This is a genomic window from Nocardioides sp. (genome assembly GCF_004803405.1).
Classification (GTDB): Bacteria; Actinomycetota; Actinomycetes; order Propionibacteriales; family Nocardioidaceae; genus Nocardioides; species Nocardioides vastitatis.
Map to the genome: position 1 here is coordinate 1 of NZ_SSXI01000250.1, position 5,195 is coordinate 5,195.

The 5,195-nt window shown below is 68.9% G+C and carries 3 protein-coding genes; all 3 read right to left on the reverse strand.

The window, feature by feature from the left end:
• The coding region (locus tag E7Z54_RS18130; protein WP_136436110.1) for an acyltransferase family protein at positions 1-1,031 on the reverse strand (1,031 nt) is incomplete at its 3' end.
• 203 nt (positions 1,032-1,234) lie between these two features.
• Positions 1,235-2,002: a class I SAM-dependent methyltransferase gene (locus E7Z54_RS18135; protein ID WP_136436112.1), complete on the reverse strand. Its 768-nt coding sequence runs from the start codon at positions 2,000-2,002 to the stop codon at positions 1,235-1,237.
• A gap of 576 nt (positions 2,003-2,578) precedes the next feature.
• Positions 2,579-4,060: an NADP-dependent phosphogluconate dehydrogenase gene (gene gndA, locus E7Z54_RS18140; RefSeq protein WP_240769769.1), complete on the reverse strand. Its 1,482-nt coding sequence runs from the start codon at positions 4,058-4,060 to the stop codon at positions 2,579-2,581.
• Positions 4,061-5,195: the final 1,135 nt, after the last annotated feature.

Here is a 5,195-nt window from a genome sequence, read left to right on the forward strand (position 1 = left end):
ATCGCCGGCGCCAGGCCGGCGAGCAGGACGATCGGCGGCCAGTGCCACAGGTAGATCCCGTAGCTGCGCCGGCCGACCCAGACCAGCGGGCGCGCCGCGAGCAACGGGGAGGCGGCACCGGGCGTCGCGACCGCGAGGACGGCGACCGCCGCGGCCAGGTCCACGAGGACGATCCCACCCCGGTAGGCGAACGCCGAGGTCTCGCCGATCAGGAGCACGCCGAGCACGCACACCAGGACCGCCACCACGGTGACCGGCCCCTGCGCCTCGCGGCGCCAGCCGACGGGCGCAACGAGCCAGCGGGTGACCCACGGCGTCCGGCTCAGCGAGACCAGCGCCGCGACGGCGCCGATCAGCAACGAGAAGCCGTGCGTGTCGGTGCCGAAGTAGAGCCGGCTCGGGTCCTCGCCCGGCACGAACGCGACCGCCATGGCGATCGCACTGGCCGCCGCGAGCACGGCGGTGACCCCGGCCGCGGCCCGGGCGCTGCCGGTGACGACCACGATCGCGATCAGCAGCAGCGGCCAGAACAGGTAGAACTGCTCCTCGACCGCGAGCGACCAGAGGTGCTGGAGCACGGGGGGCTCGGAGCGCTCGAAGTACGACAGCCCGGCATCCGCCTGGTACCAGTTGCTGGTGTAGGTGAGGGCGGCCATCAGCTGCGGCCGGAGCCGGACCGCCGCGGCGCCGCCCGCCAGCCCGGCCGCCGCGGTCACCACGACGAGCATCACCACGAGGGCGGGCAGCAGCCGCACGGTGCGTCGTACCCAGAACCGGACGAGGCCGACGCCGCGCCCCGAGGCGATGCCGAGCGCGAGACCGCGGGTGATCAGGTAGCCGCTGAGCACGAAGAAGACGTCCACGCCGAGGAACCCGCCCGGCACCGCAGTGGGGAAGAGGTGGTAGGCGACCACCGCCGTCACCGCTAGGGCGCGGATCCCGTCAAGTGCGTCGATCCGCCCTCCCCCCGCTGCTGCTCCCGGCGTGTCCCGGTCGACGACCGCGTCGACCCCTCCCGTGGGCGTGGGCATGGTGCTCCTCCGTCATCAACCGTCCGGGCCCGGCTGATGCCGGTTCGTCGGTTGGGACGCGCGAACCGGTGGAGAAGTTGTGGCTAGGCCTCGGGCACCGGTTCGACGCCGAGCGCGATGGTCAGCGGCAGTACTGCCGGGGGGTTCTCGAAGAGCTCGCGCAGCTGGGTCGCCCGGTACTCACTCCTCGTCGCCGGCATCGTTCAAGGGTGACGACGACGCCCCGCCACGAGCAGGTAGTCCGCGATCAGGTTCCCCGCTGAGTCCGTGTGCCGGGCCGCGATCTCCGCGCGGAGGGCGCCCAGCTCGACGCCAGGCAGCCGCTCGGCGGCATACCGCGCAGCGAAGTCGTCGGCGCCTGCCCCGCCGCGCACTGCGAGATCCCAGACGATCGAGCCCGGCGATGTCGACACGTCGTCAGCATGAGCGGCGAAACGCCGCCGCGCGGTTGCGGCGTCGCCCCACCCGAGCTCCTGATCGGGAAAGCCCGCCGGATCTGGAGCGGCCTCGCGCGCCACCCGTCCCATCTCCGCGATCACGCTGTCGGACGGCCATGCGGTCAGCGCGACCAGCCCGCCCGGGCGGCAGACCCGGAACAGCTCGCATGCGACGCGCTCGCAGTCGGGAGCGAGAACGGCCCCGAAGTTGGACAGCACGACGTCGAAGGTGCCATCGGCGAAGGGCAACCGCTCGGCGTCACAAGCGGCCACTGGGAGACCCGCGATCTGAGCCCGGGCGCGGCGGAGCTGGACCGGGGAGATGTCCACCGCGACGACTTCGGCACCGGCTCGGCGTACCCATGCGCTGACAACCCCATCGCCGGCTGCCACATCGAGAACCACATCCTCTGGGCGGGGGGCAGCGTGGTTCACCAGGGCCTCAGCGATCGGCCGCACTGTCGCGGAGAACGCGCAGTACTCTCCGGCCTCGTAGAGCTCCCGCTGCGCCGCTCGCACCCTGGCCGCGTCCATGGACCGAGTGTGCCGAAGGCCCCTCGACCGCGCCACCCGCCTCACTCGGCGGCAGCACGGCTGGCCTCGCGGCGGCCGCACACGTGGCGCGTCACTCGGCCGAGGTCGTCGTCGCGAAGCGACGGGCGGTGACCGACAGCGCCCTGCAGGACGTCGGATGACGGGCACCGGTCCGGACCAGCGGGTTTGGTGGAGCTGAGGGGATTCGAACCCCTGACCTTCTCATTTGGACGTGGGGATTCGGATTGCTCTGAATCCCTCGGCCCACCTGGCTCCAACTCGGTTGATCTTCAACCCTGCAACGGATCGCGTCATCCGACGACGTCAACGTTACCTGTTGACGCAGGATGACCTCGACCGCTCTCGGGCTGACTTCCTGCTGACTTTCTGCTGAGTCCCCAGCCGGGACGTAGACCTGCCCGCGCTGAGTCGCTCCAGGGTCGGTCGAGTCCCTCGAGCGGGGTCAGCCCGATCCCTTCGAAAAATTCCGTGAGTTGCCGGACACACTCACGCCGATCCGACGCTGCTCGAGCCGCGGTTCCTGCCCGGATCGAGGCGCTGTAGGTGAGGTAGCACTCAGTGGGTCGAGGGCTCCGTCGGGATCTCGCGACGATCCTCCGACCACAGCGTGTGGAAGACACCGTCCTTGTCCACGCGCCTATAGGTGTGCGCACCAAAGAAGTCCCGCTGGCCCTGAATGAGCGATGTCGGCAGCCGCTCGGAGACGAGCGAGTCGAAGTACGCCAATGCCGATGAGAACCCAGGGGCCGGGACGCCGGCAGTCGCCGCCGTCGCAACGATGCGCCGCCAGGCCTGCTCGCCAGCGCCGACCGCGTTGGCGAAGTAGGGATCCGCGAGCAGCGAGGTGAGCCCCCGGTCGGTCGCGTATGCGTCGACGATCCGGTTGAGGAAGCGGGCCCGGATGATGCAGCCGGCGCGCCAGATCTTCGCGAGGGCACCCAAGTCGATGTCCCAGCCGAACTCAGCGGCACCGGCCACGATGAGGTCGAAACCTTGTGCGTACGCGACCACCTTCGATACGTAGAGTGCCGCCCGGACGTCGTTGACAAACTCCTCTGACATAGGCGGCCGCTCAGGTCGCCTCCGCGCCGTCCGGCGTACCGCGGCTCGCTGCTCCAGCTTGCTGGACACTGCACGTGCGAACACGGCCTCGCCGATCCCGGACACCGGAATACCGAGGCCGACCGCGTTCTGCACCGTCCACACGCCGGTGCCCTTCGAACCGGCCTCGTCGACGATCATGTCGACCAATGGCTGGCCGCTCTCGGCGTCGATCTGGCTGAGCACCTCGGCGGCGATCTCGATCAGGTAGGACTCCAGGTCCCCTTCGTTCCACGACCTAAACACCTCAACCAGATCGGGGACCGAGAGGCCACCGACCCGGCGGAGCAGGTCATAGGCCTCGGCGATCAGTTGCATGTCGGCGTACTCGATGCCGTTGTGCACCATCTTGACGAAGTGGCCTGCGCCGTCTGTGCCCACATGGGTCACGCACGGCTCGCCCTGCGCGACGGCAGCGATCGAGCGAAAGATCGGGCCGAGCGTCTCCCAAGCCTCCGCCGAGCCGCCCGGCATAATGGATGGACCGCGCAACGCGCCCTCCTCGCCGCCCGAGATGCCGGTACCGACGAAGTTGATGCCAAGCTCGCGCAGTTCGCGCTCGCGCCGGATCGTGTCGTGGAAGTTGGCGTTCCCGCCGTCGACGATGATGTCCCCTGGCTCGAACCGCTCGGCCAGCTGCTCGATGACCGCGTCAGTGCCGGCGCCGGCTTGGACCATGACGATCGCAGTGCGCGGTCGTGCCAGCGACGCGACAAAATCGTCAATGCTCTCAGCGCCGAGGAAGCCCAAGTCGCCGTGCTCGTCGAGAAGCTGCTGGGTGCGGGCATACGTGCGGTTGTACACCGCCACCACGTTGCCCTCTCGGGAGGCAAGGTTGCGGGCCAGGTTGGAGCCCATGACGGCGAGCCCGACGACGCCGATGTTGGAGAGAGAACGGGTATCGGCCGCTGTCACGGACGGCATGTGGTCCTCCATTGAGGTTCACCTTTCATGATGAAGAAGGCGCGATGCTGGGGGAACTCGAAGATGTTCGCGCGTTCGTGCTCGGCAGCAGCGAGTTCGCGGATGCGAGCCAAGATGGCGTCTTCCACGGTTCTGCACTCCTTGGGGGTGGGGCGGTCGGGATGAGCGGATCGACATCGTTGAGCCACGTGAGGACGGCGTAGGCGACGTCGGTCCAGCCGGGGTCGACCATTAGGGAATGGCGGTATCCGGGGAGGCGCAGAACGGCGGTTCGATTGGCGCGCGTCGTCGGGAGATTGGTTCGAACCAGCTCTGCTGGAGCGACGCGGTCAGCGTCTCCGGTTATGACTAGGTGCGGGCGGAACGGCTCTGCCGAGTCCAGCGATATCGGAGGTTCCGGGAAGACCGGGGGCGCTCCGGGGAGACCGGCGGTTGCGGCCTCGAACAGCGGTCTGGCCGGGGACGGCACGCACAAGGTCCGGTGCAGATGCGCCGACGTCTCTCGACGGAGTGCCGTGCCGAAAACCAGCCGAAACTGCGCGGCCGTGAGCCAGACTGAACGTGACCGATTCGTAGGCTTGTGGAGGAACAGGGAGCCCGCGGCAAGCTGTGGCCACGACATGGGCATTCGTCCGCGCGCGACTGCCGGCTCCACGGACACGACCGCCCACGCGGCGCCACGAGCGAGGAGTTGCTCGGCAACGAGTCCGCCGAATCCGTGACCGACAACGACCGGTCGTCGCGGCAGGGCTCGAGCGATATCGGCGTAGTAGTTGATCAGATCAGCCAGGCCCACATCGTCTGCTGCAGCCGACGGTTTGCGCGCCTCCACCACCGTGTCGGGCTCACCTGGCCAGCCGGGTGCGATCGCGGGCCGTCCGTGTGCTTCGAACAGGTCGAGCCAAGGGGCGAAGGAGCTCGCGTGAAGCCACATCTCATGCACAAGTAGGACAGGTCGACCTGTCGAACCGACTGCATTGAGGCTAGCCGAGGCGTAACTGGCTGCCGGGCGGCCTGATGCGGTGTCGCCTAGCGCGGGGTGTGTCATTGAGTCTTCCTTTGCGGCCGGTGCCGAAACGAGCGACGTGCGTAACGCGCTGGAACAGTTCGGCGCCGGCCGCTGACTCGGCTTCTAGCGCCCGGCCCG

Bases quoted from the DNA above. Each gene is read 5' to 3' on its own strand.
- E7Z54_RS18135 (WP_136436112.1), bottom strand. From the start codon at position 2,002: ATGGACGCGGCCAGGGTGCGAGCGGCGCAGCGGGAGCTCTACGAGGCC.
- gndA (WP_240769769.1), bottom strand. From the start codon at position 4,060: ATGGAGGACCACATGCCGTCCGTGACAGCGGCCGATACCCGTTCTCTC.